A 19,454-nucleotide genomic window follows, 5' to 3' on the forward strand; every position below is an offset into this window, starting at 1 on the left:
GCGCGACGGCGCGGGACGCTCAGCGCCCGTGCGGGCGCGGATCGTGATGGCGGTGGTAGTGGCGGGCCACCCGGGCCCGGTTGCCGCAGGCGGCCGAGCACCAGGCGCGGCGCGGAGGGGTCCGCAGGAAGTACAGGACGCAGCCGGGCGCGTGGCAGGCCCCCAGCTGCGCCCGCCCCTCCCCGGCGAAGAGCGCCACGCCCTGCTCGGCGACGACCGACAGCGCGGCCGCCGCGGCCGGGTACGGCGAGTGCAGCCCGCGCAGTGCGGCTCCGCCCCCGTCCGGTGACCACACCAGGTAGGAGGAGGCCGGCGCGAAGCCGCAGGCCTCGTTGAGGTGCGCGACGGCGGCCGGAAGGTCCAGGCGGCCGTTCGCGGCGTGCGCGGCCGGCCGGTCGTCCGCGGTCGCCTCGGCGGCGAGCCGCCGCAACGCGTCCCGCAGCCGCCGGAACTCCGCGAGCAGGCCGGGAAGCCCGGCCGAGGCCGACAGCGCGTCCGGCCGGCCGGGCGAGGGCCGCGCCCGCCGCCCGGTCCCGGCCTGGTCCCCTGTCCCTGCCTCGCTGCGAGCGCCGAGCCCGTCCGGCAGGCGCGGCTCGACCGCCCGCAGCCACGCCGCGAGGTCCGCGGTGTCGCCCAGCGCGTCGTGCACTCCGTCGCGGCCCGCCCAGACCGTGTTCATCAGCTCCACCGGCAGCGGCTCGCCGTGCAGGGGTGCCGTGGTCGGCGGCGCCGTGGTCGGCGGCGCGGCGGTCGGCTGGGGCTCGCTGGTGTCCATCGACGCCACCGTAACCCCGCCCTAATGGTTGCGCAACGCGGGACCCATTTGACAGCCGCGGTGGCGCGCGCGACGCTCTCCGTGGGTGACTCATGCTCGACAAGGTCTCTCATCGTGAGGAGTGTGGTGTCATGCGCACGGACGGGACCGGCTTCCACGACGGCGAGCTGGCCGTACAGCAGCGCGCCGGCGTACGGCTGCAGGCGGCCCGGCTGACCGGAATGCTGGCGGCTCCGGCGCTGACCGGCGGGGCGCGGCAGTTCCTCGCCGGGCGCGAACTGGCCGCGCTCACCGCCAGGGACGCGGCGGGACTGCTGTGGACCGTGCCGCTCTCCGGCCCCGCCGGGTTCCTGGACGTCGTCGACGACGCCACCCTCGACGTGCTGGCCCTGCCCGCGTCCGACGGTCCGCTGGGCGGCGGCCCGGAGCGCGGCGGACAGGTCGGCCTGATCGCCGTCGACTTCGCCCGCCGCCGCAGGTTCCGGGTGAACGGCACGGTGGCCGCGACCGGTCCCACCGGCTTCTGCGTCGCCGCCGAGCAGGCGTACGGCAACTGCCCGCAGTACATCCAGCGCCGTGAGGTGCTGCCGGGACGGGGGAGCGCCGCGCGGGCGGCCGAGCGCCACGACACGCTGGACGAGGCCGACGCCGGGCTGATCCGCGCCGCGGACACCTTCTTCCTCGGCACCGAGCACCCCACCCGTGGCGCCGACGCCTCGCACCGGGGCGGCGAGCCCGGGTTCGTACGGGTGGCGGACGGCCGGGTGTGGTGGCCGGACTACCCGGGCAACAACATGTTCAACAGCCTGGGCAACATCGCCGCCGACGGCTCCGCCGCACTCCTGTTCCCCGACTTCGGGACCGGCACGGCGCTGCAGCTGTCCGGCGAGGCCGTGGTCGAGTGGACCGAGCCGGGAGCGCCGGGCGACGACGGGGGCACCGGCCGCCGCGTCGGCTTCACCCCGCGCCGCGTGGTGCGTACGGTCATGCCGGTGCGCGGCGCCGGCACCATCCGGTATCCGCACAACCCGCCGGTCACCCGCCACCCGGCCGCCTGACCCGCCGCGACCGCAGTCCCCGCAATCTCAGTCCTTGCCACCGCAGTCCTTGCCACCGCAGTCCCCGCCACCGCAGTCCGTTCCCCTCCGTCCCCCCACCACGCCGCTGGAGCGCCGATGCCCGAACAACGCCCCCCGCTGCCGCCGTTCACCGAGCAGAGCGCCCGGCAGAAGGTGCAGGCCGCCGAGGACGCCTGGAACAGCCGCGACCCGCACCGGGTGAGCCTGGCCTACACCGAGGACTCCGTCTGGCGGAACCGCGACGCCTTCCTCACCGGACGCGCCGAGATCGTCGCCTTCCTCGCCGCCAAGTGGGAGCGCGAGCACGAGTACGCGCTGCGCAAGAGCCTGTGGGCGTTCGGCGACGACCGGATCGCGGTGCGGTTCCAGTACGAGTGGCACGACGCGTCCGGCGAGTGGTTCCGCTCCTACGGCAACGAGCAGTGGGAGTTCGACGCCGACGGCCTGATGTCCCGCCGCGAGGCCAGCATCAACGACGTGCCGATCACCGGCGCCGAGCGCCGCATCCTCGGCCCCCGGCCCGAGTCCGAGCACGGCCGCGACATCGACCTGCGGTAGGCGGGCCGGCGGCCGCCCGTCAGCGGGGCGCGCGCCTCAGCGCCGCGGCGCCGGTCCGGTGGACCCGCGCAGCACCAGGTGGGTGGCCAGCTCCACGTGCAGGGTGTCCACGGTGTGCCGGTCGAGCAGCCGCATCAGCAGCGACACCGCCATCCGGCCCATCTCCTCCAGCGGCTGGCGCACCGTGGTCAGCCGCGGCACCGTGCTGCGGCTCAGGTCGATGTCGTCGAAACCGGTGATCGACAGGTCCTCCGGCACCCGCAGGCCGCGCTCGTACGCCGCCCTGAGCGCGCCGACCGCCGCCTTGTCGTTGAAGGCGACCAGGGCGGTCGGCGGCTCGGGCAGCTCCAGCAGCTCGGAGGCCGCGCCGTAGCCCCAGTCCGCGGTCGGCTCGATGCTGCGCAGCAGTTCGGGGGAGGGCAGCACGCCCGCGTCGGCCAGCGCCGAGTTGTGCCCGGCGAGCCGGGACTGGCTGGCCAGCCAGTCGCCGGGGCCGCCGATCACCCCGATCCTGCGGTGGCCCAGCTGCACCAGGTGCGCGGTGACGCTGCGGGCCGCGGTGAGGTTGGCCGCCGAGACCGAGGCGATGTCGCGGGGCAGCGGGGTGCGCGGATCGACCACCACGAACGGGAAGTCCTGCTCCCGCAGGACCTCCAGTTCCCGTTCCGGCTCGGGCGGCACGATCAGCACCGCGCCCGCGATGCCCGGATCGCCCGGCAGCCCCGGCAGCACCTGGAGGTCCCGGGCCGCGTCGCCCGCGCTGAGCACCAGGCGGCGGCCGTACAGGTCCAGCGTCTCGGCGATCGAGGACACGATCACGCCGAAGTAGTCGGTCAGCACGTACGGGCAGCGCACGTAGATCGCGCCGCCCGCGCTGCCGCGTCTGGCCGGTGCGGGCGCGCCCAGCCGGGCGACCGCCTTGCGCACCCGTTCCTGCGTCTCCGGGGCGACGTGGGCGTGCCCGTTCATCACGCGTGACACGGTGGCGATGGACACGCCGGCCTCGGCGGCGATGGCCCGCACGGTCGCCCGTGAACCCTGCGGCCTAGGCACGTGTTTCACGCTCTCGTTTCATGCGGGCACCCTATCCGTCCACGACTGCCCTGTGCAGCCCTGCCGGGTGCGGATACCGACGCGCGGCCACCTCGGCGGCTTGCGGTGACGCGTCGCGTGTTGCGGAAAACGTTTCGGCTCGTTACATCTCTGACCGCCGCCGTGACCGCCGTGCGCCGCCCGGCCTGGCTGCCCGCCGCGCCCAGCGCGGTCACGGCTGGACCAGGTCGAACTCCTCCCACGGGCCGACCGCGTCGCGGTTGGCGACCAGCGGCGCGGCGCCCGCGTTCTCCGCGGTGACGTACCTGCCGTTCACCTGCGCCCTGAGACTGACACTGTGGTCGGGGTTCTGGACCAGCTGGAACGTCTCCCACAGCGCGGCCGCGGCGCGGTTGGCGATCAGCGGCGCGGCGCCCGCGTTCTCGGCGGTGACGAACATGCCGTCGGCGTGCGCGCGCAGGGCGATCAGCCCGTTGCCCTCGTTGACCTCGTCGAACTGCTGCCACGCGCCCGCCGCGTCGCCGTCGGCGATCAAAGCCGAGGCCCCGGCGTTCTCCGCCGTCACGTACCTGCCGTTGGCGTGGGAGCGCAGCGCCACGAAGGAGCCCGTCGGCGGCTGCGCGCCGAACAGGTTCAGGTTCACCGCGTCCGCGATCGCCTGCAGCCCCGCCTCGTCGGGGTGCAGGTGGTCGCCGCTGTCGTACGCCGGCAGGTAGCGGGTGGGGTGCGCCGGGTCATGGGTGGCGGTGTCCTGGTCGACGACCCCGTCGCAGCCGCTGTCGGCGCCGCGCACGAAGGCGTTGAGCGCCTCCCGGCCGGTCTCGCCGGCCGGCGTCCAGTAGCCGGCGCCCTCGAACGGGGTGAGCGTCGAGCACAGGAAGGCCACGCCCGCCTGGTGCGCCCGGGAGATCAGCTGCTGCAGCCCGGCGATCAGCTGGGCGCCGGTCGGCGGGTTCGCGCCGCCCAGGTCGTTGAGCGGATCGTCGGAGAAGATCACCCAGCGCACCCCGGGCTGGCCCAGCACGTCGCGGTCGAAGCGGTTGAGTGCGCTCGGTCCCGCGCCGTCGGCGAGCAGCCGGTTGCCGCTGATGCCCTGGTTGAGGACGCCGACGGTGCGGCCGCCCGCGGCCAGCCGCGCGGCGAGGTCGTTCGGCCAGCGGCGGTTGGAGTCCTGCGCCGAGGCCACGCCGTCGGTGATCGAGGCGCCGAAGGCGACCACCGCGCCCTGCGCCGCGGCGTTCTGCACGTCCAGGTTGCTGAGGAAGGCGTAACTTCCGGTGGTACTCGGGTTGTTGAGGGTCCCGGCGGCGCTGACGTCGCCGCTCGCCACGTAGTTGGTCTGGGTGCCCTGCTGGTGGTAGGTCGCAGGGCCGGTGGCGTTCGGCAGGTAGAAGCTGACCGCCACGTCGGACTGCGCGGCCACCGTGAAGGCAGCGGCGTCGCTGACCGCCGACTGGCCGGCCGGCACCGTCACCGCGGTCTGGCCGCCGAAGGTCACCGCGCGGTCGGTCGCGGTGTCGACCGCGGCGCCCGCGGTGCGCCGGGCCAGGTGCACGTCCCGCACGGTCAGCGGCGAGGAGCCGAAGACGTTGGAGACGCGCAGCCGCGCCGAGGCGCCGCCGATGCCGGTGTGCACGATCTGCCGCAGCGTCTGGCCGCCGTACGAGGGCCCGCCGGACTGCGGGGACACCGACCAGGTGCCGGTCCAGCCGTCCGGGGCGGCCGCCGACGCGGCGGGAGAGGGCAGGGCGAGGAGGGTCGTCCCGAGGGTGAGCGCCGCGGCCGCGAGCAGGGCCCGGCGGCGCGGAGCGTGCACGTGTCGTCGCACGGTGTCTCCAGTGGGAGGGAGGGGCGAGTGGGGGGAGTGACGGGCGGCGGGAGGCCCGGAGCCTGGACTGTAGCGCCGCTCCCGGGCCGCGCCAATCCCCCTGTGCGGTCCCATAGTTCGGATGACTGGGCGGACAAGTCCGCCCCTGGCGGCCGAAAAGTCCGGGTGACGCGTCTGACATCGCTGTGACGTCGGAGGTGTCGGCCGGTTTGCTAGCGTGGGAAGTGACCCGACGAGCGCGTCGTACCGGGACCCTGACAAGACGACGCACCCCCGTAAGCACGAAACCCACGGAGGTGCCGCCATGGCATGGATCCTGATCGTCGCCGCCGGCCTGCTCGAGGTCGCGTGGTCCATCGGCATGAAGTACACCGAAGGCTTCAGCCGGCTCTGGCCGAGCGTGTTCACCGCCGCCGGCATCGTCGCGAGCATGCTGCTGCTGTCGCGCGCCGCCAGGTCGCTGCCCATCGGCACCGCCTACGGCGTGTGGGTGGGCATCGGCGCGGCCGGCGCCGCCCTGGTCGGCATGCTGCTGCTCGGCGAGCCCGCGACCGCCGCGCGGATCTTCTTCGTGGCCCTGCTGCTGGTGGCCGTCGTCGGCCTGAAGGCCACCTCCGGGCACTGACCCGCCGGGTCTCCCCGCGCCCCGGCGCCGCCGTGCGACCGCCGCGCGGGGCACCGCCGGCGTCCGCGGGGGCTGGACGCGCTTCTCGGCGCGAGCCGCGCCGAGTGGTCCGGTGCGCCGTCCCGGCGCCGCACGACCCGCCGGGCCCCGCGTGGGAATGCGGTCCGCCCATCCCTCCGGCCGCGGTGGCCGGTCCGGTTCCCGCTCGCTGCGCCTCCCGCCCTCGGGTACGCCCCTCACCTGCTGATATGGTCCGCCGACCGCGGTGCGGTACTCGTCCGCGTTCGACGGTCCCGATACCGGGACCGCTGACCCACCCCGCGGGCAGAGGCCCGCACGTCGACCCGGAGGGAGACGCACCAGCCGTGCACTACCCGCTCATCGCGCTCGGCGTGGCCGTGAACATCGCCGCCAGTGTCGTCGCGGCCCGCGTCGCGCCCCGCCGCGGCGCCAGCGCGGCGGACTGGAGCTTCCTCGCGCTGATCCTGGGACCGGTCACGATCCTGTGGCTGCTGCTGTTCGGCGGCCGCAACCGCTCGCGAGTGCCGTGGCTGCGCGGGTGCGCCGGCACACCCGCGCGCCTCGCGCCGGCCGGGCGGCCGCCGCGCGAACTCGTCCTGGTGGGCGCGCTGGGCCGCGCCGACGTCGTGCGCGCGCACCGGGCGGCGCTCACCGTGCTGCGCCCCGCCCTCGACGCGGCCCATGTCGACGCCTACAGCGGCGACTTCTGGCCGCCCGAGGTGCTGCCCTCGTACGAGCAGGCGCTGGCTCTGGCCCGGCAGGAGGTGGCGGCCGGCACCCGCAGACGGCGCGCCGACCCCGGCATGGGGATCGACATCGACGTGCGCGACGACGCGCAGTTCGCGGTGCTGCTCGACCTCGCCGCGCACACCATCCACGCCGAGGGCTCGTCGGGAGGCCGCGGCATCTTCTCGGCGAGCGACACCGGAACGGCGCTGTGGATCGCCGTCACACCGGAGCAGGAGGCCGAACTCCGCTCCCAGCTGGACGCCTTCGGCATCCCGCCCACCGTGTTCGCGGCCCCGCCCGGCGCCCGCTGAGGGCCCGCGCCCCGCCGTCGCGCACCGCCGGCACCATCCCGCCGCGCGTCCGGCGCCGCGCTGCCAATGGCCGCCCACGCGTACCGCACCTTCACGCGCATGTCCCTGCCCGTACGCCTGCCCCTGCTTCCCTGGGGCGATGGACCACATCACCTTCCTTGTGGCAATGGTCATCGTCACGGCGCTGGCCTTCGACTTCACGAACGGGTTCCACGACACCGCCAACGCGATGGCCACCTCCATCGCGACCGGCGCGCTGCGCCCGAAGGTGGCTGTGGCCATCAGTGGGGCGCTGAACCTGGTCGGCGCCTTCCTCTCCACCGAGGTGGCCAAAACCATCTCCGGCGGCATCGTCGACGACACCCTGGTCACTCCGGGCATGATCTTCGCCGGCCTGGTCGGGGCGATCCTGTGGAACCTCAGCACCTGGCTGCTCGGGCTTCCCTCCAGCTCCTCCCACGCGCTGTTCGGCGGCCTGATCGGCGCCGTATGGGTGGGCGCGGGGCGCCACGGCGTCCACTTCGACAAGGTGGTCGAGAAGATCCTCATACCGGCGGTCGCGTCGCCCCTGGTCGCGGGGCTGGCCGCCCTCGGCGCGACGTACCTCGCGTACCGGATCACCCGGCGGGCCAGGCCCGGCACCGTCTCCAAGGGCTTCCGGGCCGGCCAGATCGCCTCCGCGTCGCTGGTCTCGCTCGCGCACGGGACCAACGACGCGCAGAAGACCATGGGCGTGATCACCCTCGCGCTGATCTCCTGCGGCGCGCTCGGCCACGACGCGGGGCCGCCGGTCTGGGTGATCCTCACCGCGGGCACCGCGATCGCCCTCGGCACGTACATCGGCGGCTGGCGGATCATCCGGACGATGGGCAAGGGCATCGTGGACATCGAGTCGCCCCAGGGCTTCGCCGCCGAGTCCGCCGCCACCGCCGTCATCCTGACCTCCGCCAACCTCGGCTTCGCGCTGTCCACCACGCAGGTCTGCTCCGGCGGCATCCTCGGTGCGGGCATCGGCCGCAGGCTCGCCGAGGTGCGCTGGGGCACCGCCGGCCAGATGGCGCTGGCCTGGCTTGTGACGCTGCCCGCCGCCGCGGCGGTCGGCGCGCTGGCCGCAGGCGTCGTGGTGCACGGCGGCACCGCGGGCACCGTGCTGATCGCGCTGGCCGCCGTGGCCGTGGCGCTGGTCATCGTGGTGCTGTCGCGGCGCAACCCGGTGCACGCCGACAACGTCAACAGCGCCCCCACCACGCGGCTGCGTCCCGCGTCCCCGGCCGGCGCGGCGGTCTGAGTCACCGCCGTCCGAGCCGCCGGCGGGGCGCACGTCCGGCCGCAGGCGGCTCCGGCACCCACGAGTCACCTGCAGCAGACTGGGAGATCTGATGAACGTGAAATGGGGAGCCCTCGGTGAGGTCGCCTCGGTGAGCATCGGGGCCACCGTCGGCGTGGTGGTGGTCTTCGCCCTCGGGGTGTGGGCGCTGGCCGAGCGGGAAGAGGCACGCGAGCAGGGCGCGGGCGCCACCGTGCCGCTGGTGGGCGCGGCCGCCTGCTTCGCGGCCTGCGCGGGCGCGGTGCTGTACGGGCTGTACCTGATCATTCCCCAGTTCCACTAGGCGGCGGCGGAAGGCGGACGAGACACGTGAGCGCGAGCACGGGTGCGGGCGACGGAGCGGTGACCGGCACGGAGGCCGCGCCGGCGGTGGTGGACGCCGAGGGCGGGCAGCCGCTCTCGGCCGGCCTGCGCGTCGACTACACCGACCAGGACGACCCGGTGCTGATCCGCCCGGACGGCAGCCAGGTCGACACCTGGCGGGAGAACTACCCGTACGACGCGCGGATGGAGCGGCCGGAGTACGAGCGGCACAAGCGGCTGCAGCAGATCGAGCTGCTGAAGCTGCAGAACTGGGTCAAGGAGACCGGCCAGCGGATCGTGATCGTCTTCGAGGGCCGCGACGCGGCCGGCAAGGGCGGCACCATCAAGCGCTTCATCGAGCACCTCAACCCGCGCGGCGCCCGCGTCGTCGCGCTGGAGAAGCCCACCGAGCGCGAGCGCGGGCAGTGGTACCTCCAGCGCTACGTCGCGCACCTGCCGACCGCGGGCGAGATCGTGCTCTTCGACCGGTCCTGGTACAACCGGGCGGGCGTGGAGCGGGTGATGGGATTCTGCTCGGACGAGGAGTACCAGCGGTTCGTCCGGCAGGCGCCGCTGTTCGAGCGGATGCTCGTCGACGAGGGCATCCACCTGGTGAAGTTCTGGTTCTCGGTCTCCCGCGACGAGCAGCGGACCCGCTTCACCATCCGCCAGGTCGACCCGGTCAGGCAGTGGAAGCTCAGCCCGATGGACCTGGCCTCGCTCGACCTCTGGGACCAGTACACCGAGGCCAAGGTGGCGATGTTCCAGGAGACGGACACCGAGCACGCGCCCTGGACGGTGGTCAAGAGCAACGACAAGAAGCGGGCCCGGGTCGAGGCGATGCGCAGCGTCCTGGCCCGTTTCGACTACACCGACCGCGACGACGAGGTGGTCGGCACCCCCGACCCGCTGATCGTCGGCGCCGCCGCCACCCTGCTGGAGGCCGGCGAGGACGCGGTGCAGCGCTCGGCCCTGTAGCCCGCCGCCGACCCGCCGCACACGCGATGATCGTCCCTGCTGCGGGCCGCGCCGGCCCGGCGGAAGGGACGGCGGGGCATGAGCGGCGGGCACGGACGCGAGCGGGGCGGGCACGTGACGGGGCCGGAACCGGGGCAGGGGCCGGACCGGGAGCGGCCGGGGCCCGCGAACGGCCTCACGGATGTGGCCGGCTTGCGGGTGGGCCACGCCCAGCGCGCCGGCGACGGCTGGCTGACCGGCGTGACCGTGGTGCTCGCGCCCGAGGGCGGCGCGGTCACGGCGGTGGACGTGCGCGGCGGCGGTCCCGGCACTCGCGAGACCGACGCGCTCGATCCGCGCAACCTGGTCCAGCGCGTCGAGGCGCTGGTGCTCACCGGCGGCAGCGCGTACGGGCTCGACGCGGCGTCCGGCGTGGTGGCGTGGCTGGAGGAGCAGGGCCGCGGCTTCCCGGTCGGCGGCCCCGGCCGGGTCGTGCCGGTGGTCCCGGCAGCGGCGCTGTTCGACCTCGGCCGCGGCGGCGACTGGCGGGCCAGGCCGGACGCCGCGATGGGCCGGGAAGCGGTGGAGGCGGCCGCGGCCAGCGGCCCCGGCGAGCCGGTGCCGCAGGGCGGCGTCGGCGCGGGCACCGGCGCGGTGGCCGGCGGCCTCAAGGGCGGTGTCGGGTCGGCGAGTACGGTGCTCGGCTCCGGCGCCACCGTCGCGGCGCTCGTCGTGGTGAACGCCGCGGGCGCGGTCGCCGATCCGGCCACCGGGGCGCTGTGGGGGGCCCTCGCCGGCTGGGCCGGGGAGTTCGGGTTCGACGGCAGCCCGCTGCCACCGGACGCGGTGGCGCGCGCCCGGCAGCGGCTGGCTGCCGCCCAGGCGGCGGCGGGCGCTGGCGGGACCGGCGCCGAGGGAGCCGCCGGCGGGGACGGCGGCCACGCGCCGGGACCGCTCCACCCGGCCCCGGGGCCGTTCAACACCACCCTCGCCGTCGTGGCCACCGACGCGGCGCTGACCCGCGCGCAGGCCCAGAAGCTGGCCGGGACCGCCCACGACGGGCTGGCCCGCGCGGTCCGTCCGGTGCACCTGCTCTCCGACGGCGACACCGTCTTCGCGGTGGCCACCGGCGCGCGGCCGCTGCTGCCGCAGGACCGGCCGGCCCCGGCCGACCCGGCGTTCGGCGTCCACGTCGAGGCGGGCGCGGTCAACGAGATCCTCGCCGCGGGCGCCGACGTGCTGACCCGCGCGGTGCTGCACGCCGTCCTGTCCGCCGAGACCGTGGCGGGCCCCGGCGGCGTCTTCCCGTCCTACCGCGACCTGTACGGCCCCGGCCGGGGAGGCAGCCGCTGAGCGATGTGCAGGCAGATGCTTGCACATCGCCGCAACGCCGTGTCACCGTCGAAGTGCAAGCGACCGCCTGGACCCGCGCACCTACGCCGCCTTCCGCTGGGCCAGCGAGTTCCCCGGCGCGGACCCGGGGGCGGGGCGCAGCACGCTCGACGAGTTCGACGTCGCCGCCCTGGACGACGGCGCGGTGCGGGTGACCGTCACGGAGAGCGGCTTCGCCCTCGCTCGATGCGCCCGACGAGGTCAAGGAGCAGGGGCGCACCGGCAGCACCGAGGGCCGGCAGCTGGAACTGGGGGAGCTGCGCACTCTCGCACAGGCGGCATGACGGCGCCCCCGTACCTCGACAGCGTGCTGGGCGCGCTCGCCTACCCCACCCGCCGCCAGCTGCTCCACCTGCTGGCCGGCCGCAGGCCGTCCAGCGCGACCGCGCTGGCGGCCGAGGTCACCGTCTCCCGGCAGGCCGTCGTCCAGCACCTCGGGGTGCTCGAACGCTCCCACCTGGTCACCGCCCGGCGCTCGGGCCGCGAGGTGCTCTTCACCGTGCGGACGGAGCCGCTGCTCGCGGCGGCGTCCTGGATGACGCACCTCGCCGAGAGCTGGGACGAGCGGCTGCGGCTGCTCAAGGAGCAGGCGGAAGCGGACCCGGGCGGGGAGCGCCCGGCGCCCTGAGCGCTCGGCCGGCCGGGGGGAGCGGCGGCGCGCGGCCGGCCGATGGTGGCGCGCCCGGCGAGGGCGCGCGCCACCTGACTGGCGGTCACGGCGGTGACGTCGGCCGGTCACGGCCGTTGTGCGGGCAGACGCGGTCCATCGCCCGGAGGAGACACCGCCATGACCGACACACCGGCCGACGCGGTGACCGCCGCGGCGGTCACCGCGCCCGCCCCTGCGCCCGCCCCCACGGCTGACGCCGGGTCCGGCGCCACCGCCGGCCTCGCGGCCGGTCCCGACCGCCCCGGCGACCCGGGCCCGGCGCGCCGGCTGCAGCAGGCCCTCGCCGCCGCCCCCGGCGACCGCTCCTGGTTCGCCGTCGGCTTCGGCACCGGGCTCGGCGCGATCCTGGCCTGGCTCCTGGTGCAGACCGTGCTGCAGATCAGCGAGCTGCTGACGCTGCTGATGCTCGCCTTCTTCATCGCGGTCAGCCTGGAACCCGTGGTCGCCTGGCTGTGCCGGCGCGGACTGGCCCGAGGCTGGTCGGTCGCCCTGGTGGTGCTGGGCTTCGCGTCGGTGCTGGCCGGATTCGTCGCCCTGGTCATCCCGCCGGTGACGGCCGCGGTCTCCGCGCTCACCAAGGGCGTGCCGCGCTGGCGGCGGCAGCTGCACGACCACCACTCGACCCTCGGCCGGCTGGAGGACCGCTACCACGTCATCGAGAAGGCCAGGGCGCAACTCGGCTCCGGCGGCGGCGCGTCCGACGTGGCGGGCGGCGTGCTGGGCGCCGGGCAGCTGGTGGTCAACGCGCTCGCCTCGACGGTCATCGTGATCACGGTGACCCTCTACATGATGGCCGCGCTGCCCGCGATCAAGCGGTTCAGCTACCGCTTCGTGCCCGGCACCCGCCGGGAGCGCGCCCGGCGGATCACCGAGGAGGTCCTCGGCCGGGTCGGCCGGTTCATGCTCGGCAACATCGCCACCTCGGCGATCGCCGGCCTGGCCACCTTCGTGTGGTGCGAGTCGATCGACCTGCCGTACCCGGCCGCGCTGGGCTTCTTCGTGGCGCTGATGGACCTGATCCCGGTGGTCGGCTCGACCGTCGGGGGAGTGGTGGTGAGCCTGGCCGCGCTGTCGGTGTCGCTGCCGGTCGCCGTCGCCACGACCCTCTTCTACATCGCCTTCCGGGTCGCGGAGGACTACCTGATCATGCCGCGCGCCATGAAGTTCGCGGTCAACGTGCACCCGGTGGTGACCGTGGTCGCGGTGCTGGCCGGCGGCTCGCTGCTGGGCATCATCGGCGGCCTGGTCGCCATCCCGGCCGCCGCGGCCCTCGGCATGGTGCTGGACGAGTTCGTCTTCCCGCGCACCGACGCCTCCTGACCCCGGCGCCGGGCGGCGCCCACCTGAGCCCCGCGCCCGCCGCGCCGGCGGCCCTACGCGCTGACCAGCACCACCAGCGACCGCGCCTGCGCCTTCACCGACTCGCCCGCGGCGAAGACCTGCCCGCCCGCGCCCGTGCTCCCGCCCGCGCCGGGCCGCCCGTCCGGCCGCCCGTCCGGCCGCCCGTCCGGCCGGGCGCCGCCCGGCTGCGTCTCGTCGGCCGTGTCGACCTCGACCTGCCAGCGCGCCCCGAAGGCGACGCCCGGCAGCCGGAACGCCACATGCTCCCAGTGCGCGTTGAACAGCACCAGGATCGACTCGTCCCGCACCTGCGAGCCGTGGGCGTCCGGCTCGGCGATCCCGTCGCCGTCCAGGTGCACCGCCACCGCGTGCGCGTCGCCGCGCTCCCAGTCCTCGTCCGTCATCTCCCGGCCGTCCGGTCGCAGCCAGGTCAGGTCCGCCACCCCTGACGTGCCGTGCGCAGGGCGGCCGCGGAAGAAGCGGCGGCGGCGCAGCACCGGGTGCTCGCGGCGCAGCGCGATCATCCGCCGCGCGAAGTCCGGCAGCCCGCTGAGGCCGGGGCGCCGCCCCGCCTCCCAGTCCACCCCGCCGTCCGCCCCCCAGTCGACCCAGGAGACCTCGTTGTCCTGGCAGTAGGCGTTGTTGTTGCCGCCCTGCGTGCGGCCCAGTTCGTCGCCGTGGCAGATCATCGGGACGCCCTGCGACAGCAGCAGCGTCGCCAGCAGGTTGCGCTGCTGGCGGGCCCGCAGCGCGAGAACCGCGGGATCGTCGGTCGGGCCCTCCACGCCGCAGTTCCACGACCTGTTGTCGTCGGCGCCGTCCTGGCCGTCCTCGCCGTTGGCGTCGTTGTGCTTCTCGTTGTACGAGACGAGGTCGCGCAGCGTGAACCCGTCGTGGGCGGTGACGAAGTTGACGCCCGCCCGCGGCCGCCGGTTGTCGCCCTCGTACAGGTCGGCCGAGCCGGTCAGCCGGGAGGCGAACTCCGGCAGCGCGCCCTGCGCGCCGCGCCAGAAGTCCCGGACGCTGTCGCGGTACTCGCCGTTCCACTCGCTCCACAGCTGCGGGAAGTTGCCGACCTGGTACCCGCCGTCGCCGACGTCCCAGGGCTCGGCGATCAGCTTGACCCGGGAGACCACCGGGTCCTGCTGCACCAGGTCGAAGAACGCGGAGAGCCGGTCCACCTCGTGGAACTGCCGCGCCAGGGTCGCCGCCAGGTCGAAGCGGAAGCCGTCCACGTGCATCTCGGTCACCCAGTAGCGCAGGCTGTCCATGATCAGCTGCAGCACGTTCGGGTGCCGCATCAGCAGGCTGTTGCCGGTGCCCGTGGTGTCGAAGTAGTGCGCCGGGTCGTCGTCCACCAGCCGGTAGTACGAGGCGTTGTCGATGCCGCGGAAGGACAGCGTCGGGCCGCGCTCGTTCCCCTCCGCGGTGTGGTTGTAGACGACGTCGAGGATGACCTCGATGCCGGCCGTGTGCAGCGCCTTGACCATCGACTTGAACTCGGCGACCTGCCCGCCGCGGCCGCCGGTCGCCGCGTAGCCGTTGTGCGGGGCGAAGAACCCGATCGTGTTGTAGCCCCAGTAGTTGCGCAGGCCCCGGTCCAGCAGGTGCCCGTCCTGCACGAACTGGTGGACCGGCATCAGCTCGACCGCCGTGACGCCGAGCCCGGTCAGGTGGTCGAGCACCGCGGGATGCGCCAGCCCCGCGTACGTCCCGCGCAGCTCCGGCGGCAGCGCCGGATGCCGGCGGGTCAGCCCGCGCACGTGCGCCTCGTACATCACCGACTCGTGGTACGGGCGCTTCAGCGGCCGGTCGTCGCCCCAGTCGAAGGACGCGTCGGCGACCACCGAGAGCATCGTGTGCGGCAGGCTGTCCGCGCCGTCGGGGCGGTCCGGGTCGTCCAGCCGGTAGCCGAGCAGCGCCGGATGCCCGTCGGCCTGGCCGTCGATCGCCTTGGCGTACGGGTCGAGCAGCAGCTTCGCGGGGTTGCACCGGTGCCCGGCGGCCGGGTCGTAGGGGCCGTGCACCCGGAACCCGTACCGCTGCCCGGGGCCGACGTCCGGCAGGTACGCGTGCCAGATGAATCCGTCGACCTCCTCCAGCGCGACCCGCTCCTCGCGCCCCGCTTGGTCCACCAGGCACAGGTCGACGCGCTCGGCCACCTCGGAGAACAGGGCGAAGTTGGTGCCGGAGCCGTCGTGATCGGCCCCCAGCGGAAAGGGATGACCGGCCCACTTCTGCATACGATGACCTGGCTCTCTCCGTCAGCGATCTTGGACAGCGCGCTCCCAGTCCACACAGCCGCCGGCGCCGCCCGCAACCGCGGCAGGGCAAACAGGTGGCGTCGCGGGCGGCCGGTCAGCGGCCGACGGCGGCCGTCTGCTCGGTGATCAGGTCGAGCAGCCCCGGCATGCCCGACTCGGCGAACACCCGCCGCTGGCGCTGCGCCGGGCCGCCCTCGGCCAGCAGCCGGTGCACCAGCGCCAGCACCTGCCGGGTGTCGCCCGCCGCGTCCAGCGCCGGCGTCAGATGGTTCACCAGGCCCGCCACCACGTCGCGGGCCTGGCCGCGCCGCCCCTCGCCGTCGATCAGCGTCCCGGTCAGCCCGTACCGCGCCGCATGCCAGTCGGCGAGCTGCAGCAGCTCCTGCGGCATGCTCACGTACGGGATCGAGGCGGCGTGCTCGCGCAGCGCGGTGGCCACCAGGGCCCGCGCCAGGCCCGCGAACAACGTCGCCTCGTCGGCCCGCGACTGCGCGTCGAGCAGGCGCAGTTCGATGGTCGGATACCGGTCGGACAGCCGGGCCTGCCAGTAGACCTGGCCGCGGTCCAGCACCGTGCCGGTGTCCACCAGGTCGCGGATCCTGGTGTCGTAGTCGGCGGCGCCGGCGAAGACCGGGGGAGGACCGCTCACCGGCCAGCGGTCGAAGACGATCGTGCGCCAGCTGGCGAAGCCGGTGTCCTTGCCGTGCCAGATCGGCGAGTTGCCGGACATCGCCACCAGGACGGGCAGCCAGGGCCGGATCCGGTTGAGCACCGCCACCCCGGTGGGCCGGTCGGGGACCGCCACATGCACGTGCATGCCGCTGATCAGCTGCTCGTCCGCGAGCTGCGCGGCGCGCTCGCGGGTCGCACCGGCCCGCGCCGCGCCGGACACCGGCACGGGCTCCGCGGCCGCCAGCGGCGCGGCCCCGCACGCGGCCAGCCGGCAGCCCGCCGACTCGGCCGCCGCGCCCAGCGCGTACCGCAGCCGCAGCAGATGGCCGGCCACCTCGTCCAGCGTCCGGCACACCGGCGTGGCCACCTCCACCTGCGCCTGCAGCAGCTCCTCCTGGACCTCGTGCGGTTCCGCGGCCGGCTGCAGGCCGGCCGCCGCCCGCACCGCGTCCACCCGTGGCGCGGGCAGCCCCGTCTCCGCGTCCAGCAGGAAGAACTCCTCTTCCACCCCGAGCGTGATCATGCCGGTCTGCTGCCCGCTGCCCGGCCGATCACGCCCCCGCCCGAGGTGGCGGGCGGCGCTCGGCCCGCCACCTGGGCGCGAGGTGCCCGGCGCTGCCGCACGCCCGCGCACCACCCCCGCGGGGTACGGCGCAACGGCGGAGGCATGGGCCGCGGCGCGCCGGGTAGGTGCTTCTGCGTCGGCGCAGAACGCGGCAGCGACGGGGGACGCGGGAGACAGAATGGCGTACATGACAGCGAGCGGCCCTATCCACCGGCAGACGCAGACGCAGACGCGGCGCCTGCCCCTGCGCGCCGGAGCCGCCTTCGACGGGGGCAGCGAGTCGATCGCGGCCGCGCGCGACTTCTGCAGCGACTTCCTGCACGCCGTGGAGCGCGGCGCCGGCCCGCCCGCGTACGGCGGCGCGCGGGACCGGCTGCTGGCCGACATGCAGCTGGTGGTCAGCGAACTGGTCACCAACGCGTGCAAGTACGCGCCGGGCCCCACCGCGCTGGCGCTGGAGATCCGCGGCGCGTCGGTGGAGATCAGCCTGTGGGACACCTGCGGCGAGCTCCCGGCGATCGGGCGGACGGGGCCCGCCGTCGTCGGCCGGCACGGACTGGAGATCGTGCTGGCGGTCTGCGAGGCGGTCGACGTCCGCCCGGAGCCGGTCGGCAAGCGCGTCATCGCCACGCTCGCGCTGCCCGCCGGGGACCCGGCGGCCGGCGCCCGCTGAGCGCGGCCGGGCGCGAGCGGACCGCGACCTCCACGGCGAGCCCGGCACGGCGAACCCCGTTCGGCGGTATGGGAGAAGGCCCGCCGCGGCCCGCGTGCGCATACTGTCGGAAGCGGGACCATGGACCGACCCCGGGAGCGGGCAATGAGCGGATCGGCGGACATCGGCGTCACCGGGCTGGCCGTGATGGGCAGCAACCTCGCCCGGAACTTCGCCCGCCACGGGTTCACCGTGGCCCTGCACAACCGCACCAAGGCCAAGACCGACGCCCTGATGGAGGCGCACGGCGAGGAGGGCGTCTTCGTCCCCACCGGCACCGCCGAGGAGTTCGTCGCCGCCCTGGAGCGGCCGCGGCGGCTGGTGATCATGGTGAAGGCCGGTGAGCCGACCGACGCGGTCATCGCCGAGTTCGCGCCGCTGCTGGAAGCCGGCGACGTGATCATCGACGGCGGCAACGCGCACTTCGAGGACACCCGGCGGCGCGAGAAGGAACTGCGCGAGCAGGGCATCCACTTCGTCGGCACCGGCATCTCCGGCGGCGAGGAGGGCGCGCTCAACGGGCCGTCCATCATGCCCGGCGGCTCCGCCGAGTCCTATGAGTCGCTCGGCCCGCTGCTGGAGCAGATCGCCGCCAAGGCCAAGGACGGCACGCCCTGCACCACCCACATCGGCCCGGACGGCGCCGGCCACTTCGTGAAGATGGTGCACAACGGCATCGAGTACGCCGACATGCAGCTCATCGCCGAGGCATACCACCTGCTGCGCTCGGTGGCCGGGTACGAGCCGCGGCAGATCGCCGAGACCTTCAGGACCTGGAACACCGGGCGGCTGGACTCCTACCTCATCGAGATCACCGCCGAGGTCCTCGCCCACACCGACGCCGCGACGGGCCGCCCCTTCGTGGACGTCGTCGCCGACGAGGCGGAGCAGAAGGGCACCGGACGCTGGACCGTGCAGACCGCCCTGGACCTCGGCGTGCCGGTCTCGGGCATCGCGGAGGCGGTCTTCGCCCGCTCGCTGTCCGGCCACGCCGACCTGCGGGCCGCCTCGCGCGACCTGCCGGGGCCGACCGGGAGCGCGCTGGGCGAGAAGGAGGCGGCGGCCTTCGCCGACCAGGTCGAGCAGGCGCTGTACGCCTCGAAGATCGTCTCCTACACGCAGGGGTTCCACCAGATCCAGGCCGGCAGCGACGAGTACGGCTGGGACATCGACCTCGGCAAGGTGGCCGCGATCTGGCGCGGCGGCTGCATCATCAGGGCCGCCTTCCTCGACCGCATCACCGACGCCTACGACGGCCGCCCCGACCTGCCGAGCCTGCTCTCCGACGAGCGGTTCGCCGAGGAGATCGGCGCCGCCCAGGACGACTGGCGCGCGGTGATCACCGCCGCGGTCGCCGACGGCGTGCCGGTGCCGGGCTTCTCCGCCGCGCTGGCCTACTACGACGCGCTGCGCGCCGAGCGGCTGCCCGCCGCCCTCACCCAGGGCCAGCGCGACTTCTTCGGTGCCCACACCTACCGGCGCACCGACCGCGACGGCGCCTTCCACACCCTCTGGGGCGGCGAGCGCAACGAAGTACCGGCGGGGTGAGGCGCGTACCCGGACCCGCTCGGGGAAGGCGACCGGCGAGGACATCGCACCAGGGCGTCCGCACAGCGCCGTACGAGGAGGGCAGAGATGATCAGACCGGCCGATCTCCGCGAATGGCGCGACCACGACGTGGTCGACGAGGCGGACAACAAGATCGGTGTTCTCGAGGCGGTCTACGTGGACACCAGTACGGACGAGCCCTCCATGGCCACCGTCCGTACCGGACTGCCCACCCGCCACCGGCTGGTGTTCGTGCCGGTCGGCGACGTGACCGCGGGACCCGGCTACGTACGCGTCCCGTACGACAGGACGCTGGTGAAGTCCGCCCCCTCGATCGGCACGGACGACGTCCTGCCCGTCGAGGACGAGGAGGCGATCTTCCAGCACTACGGACTCACGTACAAGCCGGGCGCCGACGGGGTGCGCATGCTCGCGCGCCGCTGATTCCCGCACCCGCCGTGGTCCCGCCCGCTCCGCCGGCGCGGGACCCGGTGGGCGCTCACCACGCCGCCGCGGCGCTCCGCGCGGCGGCCAGGGGAAGGATTGGGACGATGACGCTCTTCCTGCTGCTGATCATCGTCGCCCTCGTGCTCGGCCTGATCGGCGCGGTGGCCGGCGGACTCGGCTATCTGCTGGTCATCGGCATTCTGGTGTTCGCCGCCGACCTGCTCCTCGGCTACCGGCTGCTGCGCGGCCGCCGCCGTCCGGTGAGGTGAGCCGGCCG

Annotated in this window: 19 protein-coding genes and 1 riboswitch; of the genes, 14 read left to right on the top strand and 5 right to left on the bottom strand. The window is 74.8% G+C overall.

Annotated elements, in window-relative coordinates; all coding sequences use genetic code 11:
• Nucleotides 1-19: 19 nt before the first annotated feature.
• Nucleotides 20-775 carry a CGNR zinc finger domain-containing protein gene (locus tag V2S66_RS31945; protein WP_330800264.1) on the bottom strand — a complete coding sequence of 252 codons (756 nt, stop codon included), beginning with the start codon at nucleotides 773-775 and terminating at the stop codon, nucleotides 20-22.
• Between the two features lie 131 nt (nucleotides 776-906).
• On the opposite strand from V2S66_RS31945, the gene V2S66_RS31950 reads away from it, so the two are divergent.
• Together V2S66_RS31950 and V2S66_RS31955 are read left to right on the top strand one after the other, a co-directional pair.
• Nucleotides 907-1,833 carry a pyridoxamine 5'-phosphate oxidase family protein gene (locus V2S66_RS31950; protein WP_330800265.1) on the top strand — a complete coding sequence of 309 codons (927 nt, stop codon included), beginning with the start codon at nucleotides 907-909 and terminating at the stop codon, nucleotides 1,831-1,833.
• Nucleotides 1,834-1,950: 117 nt separating this feature from the next.
• Entirely contained in the window at nucleotides 1,951-2,412 is a 462-nt protein-coding gene (locus tag V2S66_RS31955) for a nuclear transport factor 2 family protein (protein ID WP_330800267.1), read from the top strand.
• 36 nt (nucleotides 2,413-2,448) lie between these two features.
• On the opposite strand, the gene V2S66_RS31960 is transcribed toward V2S66_RS31955, so the two are convergent.
• A complete protein-coding gene (locus tag V2S66_RS31960) occupies nucleotides 2,449-3,465 on the bottom strand; it encodes a LacI family DNA-binding transcriptional regulator (RefSeq protein ID WP_330800268.1) in 1,017 nt (338 codons plus the stop codon).
• Nucleotides 3,466-3,676: 211 nt separating this feature from the next.
• Nucleotides 3,677-5,293, bottom strand: coding sequence for a GDSL-type esterase/lipase family protein (locus tag V2S66_RS31965; protein WP_330800269.1), 1,617 nt, complete (start codon nucleotides 5,291-5,293; stop codon nucleotides 3,677-3,679).
• A 206-nt stretch (nucleotides 5,294-5,499) separates the two neighbouring features.
• Nucleotides 5,500-5,565: riboswitch (guanidine-III (ykkC-III) riboswitch) on the top strand.
• 32 nt (nucleotides 5,566-5,597) lie between these two features.
• On the opposite strand from V2S66_RS31965, the gene V2S66_RS31970 reads away from it, so the two are divergent.
• The 8 genes from V2S66_RS31970 (at nucleotide 5,598) to V2S66_RS32005 (ending at nucleotide 12,948) form a co-directional block, all read left to right on the top strand.
• A complete protein-coding gene (locus tag V2S66_RS31970) occupies nucleotides 5,598-5,918 on the top strand; it encodes a DMT family transporter (protein WP_330800271.1) in 321 nt (106 codons plus the stop codon).
• Between the two features lie 365 nt (nucleotides 5,919-6,283).
• Nucleotides 6,284-6,979: a hypothetical protein gene (locus V2S66_RS31975; RefSeq protein ID WP_330800272.1), complete on the top strand. Its 696-nt coding sequence runs from the start codon at nucleotides 6,284-6,286 to the stop codon at nucleotides 6,977-6,979.
• Nucleotides 6,980-7,118: 139 nt separating this feature from the next.
• Nucleotides 7,119-8,267: an inorganic phosphate transporter gene (locus V2S66_RS31980; RefSeq protein WP_330800273.1), complete on the top strand. Its 1,149-nt coding sequence runs from the start codon at nucleotides 7,119-7,121 to the stop codon at nucleotides 8,265-8,267.
• A 91-nt stretch (nucleotides 8,268-8,358) separates the two neighbouring features.
• Nucleotides 8,359-8,589: a hypothetical protein gene (locus V2S66_RS31985; RefSeq protein ID WP_330800274.1), complete on the top strand. Its 231-nt coding sequence runs from the start codon at nucleotides 8,359-8,361 to the stop codon at nucleotides 8,587-8,589.
• Between the two features lie 89 nt (nucleotides 8,590-8,678).
• Nucleotides 8,679-9,587, top strand: coding sequence for a polyphosphate kinase 2 (ppk2, locus tag V2S66_RS31990; RefSeq protein WP_330800310.1), 909 nt, complete (start codon nucleotides 8,679-8,681; stop codon nucleotides 9,585-9,587).
• A gap of 192 nt (nucleotides 9,588-9,779) precedes the next feature.
• A complete protein-coding gene (locus V2S66_RS31995; protein WP_413966528.1) occupies nucleotides 9,780-10,919 on the top strand; it encodes a P1 family peptidase in 1,140 nt (379 codons plus the stop codon).
• Between the two features lie 319 nt (nucleotides 10,920-11,238).
• Nucleotides 11,239-11,586, top strand: coding sequence for an ArsR/SmtB family transcription factor (locus V2S66_RS32000; protein ID WP_330800276.1), 348 nt, complete (start codon nucleotides 11,239-11,241; stop codon nucleotides 11,584-11,586).
• A gap of 159 nt (nucleotides 11,587-11,745) precedes the next feature.
• The gene (locus tag V2S66_RS32005) at nucleotides 11,746-12,948 is read left to right on the top strand and encodes an AI-2E family transporter (protein WP_330800278.1); all 1,203 of its coding nucleotides are present in this window, start codon (nucleotides 11,746-11,748) and stop codon (nucleotides 12,946-12,948) included.
• Between the two features lie 53 nt (nucleotides 12,949-13,001).
• On the opposite strand, the gene glgX is transcribed toward V2S66_RS32005, so the two are convergent.
• Both glgX and V2S66_RS32015 read right to left on the bottom strand, forming a co-directional pair.
• Nucleotides 13,002-15,212 carry a glycogen debranching protein GlgX gene (gene glgX / locus V2S66_RS32010; RefSeq protein ID WP_330800280.1) on the bottom strand — a complete coding sequence of 737 codons (2,211 nt, stop codon included), beginning with the start codon at nucleotides 15,210-15,212 and terminating at the stop codon, nucleotides 13,002-13,004.
• Between the two features lie 115 nt (nucleotides 15,213-15,327).
• A complete protein-coding gene (locus V2S66_RS32015; RefSeq protein WP_330800281.1) occupies nucleotides 15,328-16,428 on the bottom strand; it encodes a carboxylate-amine ligase in 1,101 nt (366 codons plus the stop codon).
• A gap of 229 nt (nucleotides 16,429-16,657) precedes the next feature.
• Here V2S66_RS32015 and V2S66_RS32020 point away from each other — a divergent pair, with 229 nt between their 5' ends.
• The 4 genes from V2S66_RS32020 to V2S66_RS32035 all read left to right on the top strand — a co-directional run bounded on the left by V2S66_RS32020 (nucleotide 16,658) and on the right by V2S66_RS32035 (nucleotide 19,446).
• Entirely contained in the window at nucleotides 16,658-17,143 is a 486-nt protein-coding gene (locus V2S66_RS32020) for an ATP-binding protein (protein WP_330800283.1), read from the top strand.
• Nucleotides 17,144-17,287: 144 nt separating this feature from the next.
• Nucleotides 17,288-18,730 (top strand): NADP-dependent phosphogluconate dehydrogenase, encoded by a 1,443-nt coding sequence (gene gndA, locus V2S66_RS32025; protein ID WP_330800285.1) that lies wholly within the window; start codon nucleotides 17,288-17,290, stop codon nucleotides 18,728-18,730.
• A gap of 87 nt (nucleotides 18,731-18,817) precedes the next feature.
• Nucleotides 18,818-19,174, top strand: coding sequence for a PRC-barrel domain-containing protein (locus V2S66_RS32030; RefSeq protein WP_330800286.1), 357 nt, complete (start codon nucleotides 18,818-18,820; stop codon nucleotides 19,172-19,174).
• Nucleotides 19,175-19,281: 107 nt separating this feature from the next.
• Nucleotides 19,282-19,446 (top strand): hypothetical protein, encoded by a 165-nt coding sequence (locus V2S66_RS32035; protein ID WP_330800288.1) that lies wholly within the window; start codon nucleotides 19,282-19,284, stop codon nucleotides 19,444-19,446.
• The last annotated feature ends 8 nt before the right edge of the window (nucleotides 19,447-19,454 follow it).

This window comes from Actinacidiphila polyblastidii, assembly GCF_036353415.1.
GTDB classification, from domain to species: Bacteria; Actinomycetota; Actinomycetes; order Streptomycetales; family Streptomycetaceae; genus Actinacidiphila; species Actinacidiphila polyblastidii.

Bases quoted from the DNA above. Each gene is read 5' to 3' on its own strand.
- V2S66_RS32030 (WP_330800286.1), top strand. From the start codon at position 18,818: ATGATCAGACCGGCCGATCTCCGCGAATGGCGCGACCACGACGTGGTC.
- V2S66_RS31980 (WP_330800273.1), top strand. From the start codon at position 7,119: ATGGACCACATCACCTTCCTTGTGGCAATGGTCATCGTCACGGCGCTG.
- gndA (WP_330800285.1), top strand. From the start codon at position 17,288: ATGAGCGGATCGGCGGACATCGGCGTCACCGGGCTGGCCGTGATGGGC.
- V2S66_RS32005 (WP_330800278.1), top strand. From the start codon at position 11,746: ATGACCGACACACCGGCCGACGCGGTGACCGCCGCGGCGGTCACCGCG.
- V2S66_RS31950 (WP_330800265.1), top strand. From the start codon at position 907: ATGCGCACGGACGGGACCGGCTTCCACGACGGCGAGCTGGCCGTACAG.
- V2S66_RS32000 (WP_330800276.1), top strand. From the start codon at position 11,239: ATGACGGCGCCCCCGTACCTCGACAGCGTGCTGGGCGCGCTCGCCTAC.
- V2S66_RS31955 (WP_330800267.1), top strand. From the start codon at position 1,951: ATGCCCGAACAACGCCCCCCGCTGCCGCCGTTCACCGAGCAGAGCGCC.
- glgX (WP_330800280.1), bottom strand. From the start codon at position 15,212: ATGCAGAAGTGGGCCGGTCATCCCTTTCCGCTGGGGGCCGATCACGAC.
- V2S66_RS31985 (WP_330800274.1), top strand. From the start codon at position 8,359: ATGAACGTGAAATGGGGAGCCCTCGGTGAGGTCGCCTCGGTGAGCATC.
- V2S66_RS32020 (WP_330800283.1), top strand. From the start codon at position 16,658: ATGACAGCGAGCGGCCCTATCCACCGGCAGACGCAGACGCAGACGCGG.
- V2S66_RS32035 (WP_330800288.1), top strand. From the start codon at position 19,282: ATGACGCTCTTCCTGCTGCTGATCATCGTCGCCCTCGTGCTCGGCCTG.
- V2S66_RS31970 (WP_330800271.1), top strand. From the start codon at position 5,598: ATGGCATGGATCCTGATCGTCGCCGCCGGCCTGCTCGAGGTCGCGTGG.
- V2S66_RS31945 (WP_330800264.1), bottom strand. From the start codon at position 775: ATGGACACCAGCGAGCCCCAGCCGACCGCCGCGCCGCCGACCACGGCG.
- V2S66_RS32015 (WP_330800281.1), bottom strand. From the start codon at position 16,428: ATGATCACGCTCGGGGTGGAAGAGGAGTTCTTCCTGCTGGACGCGGAG.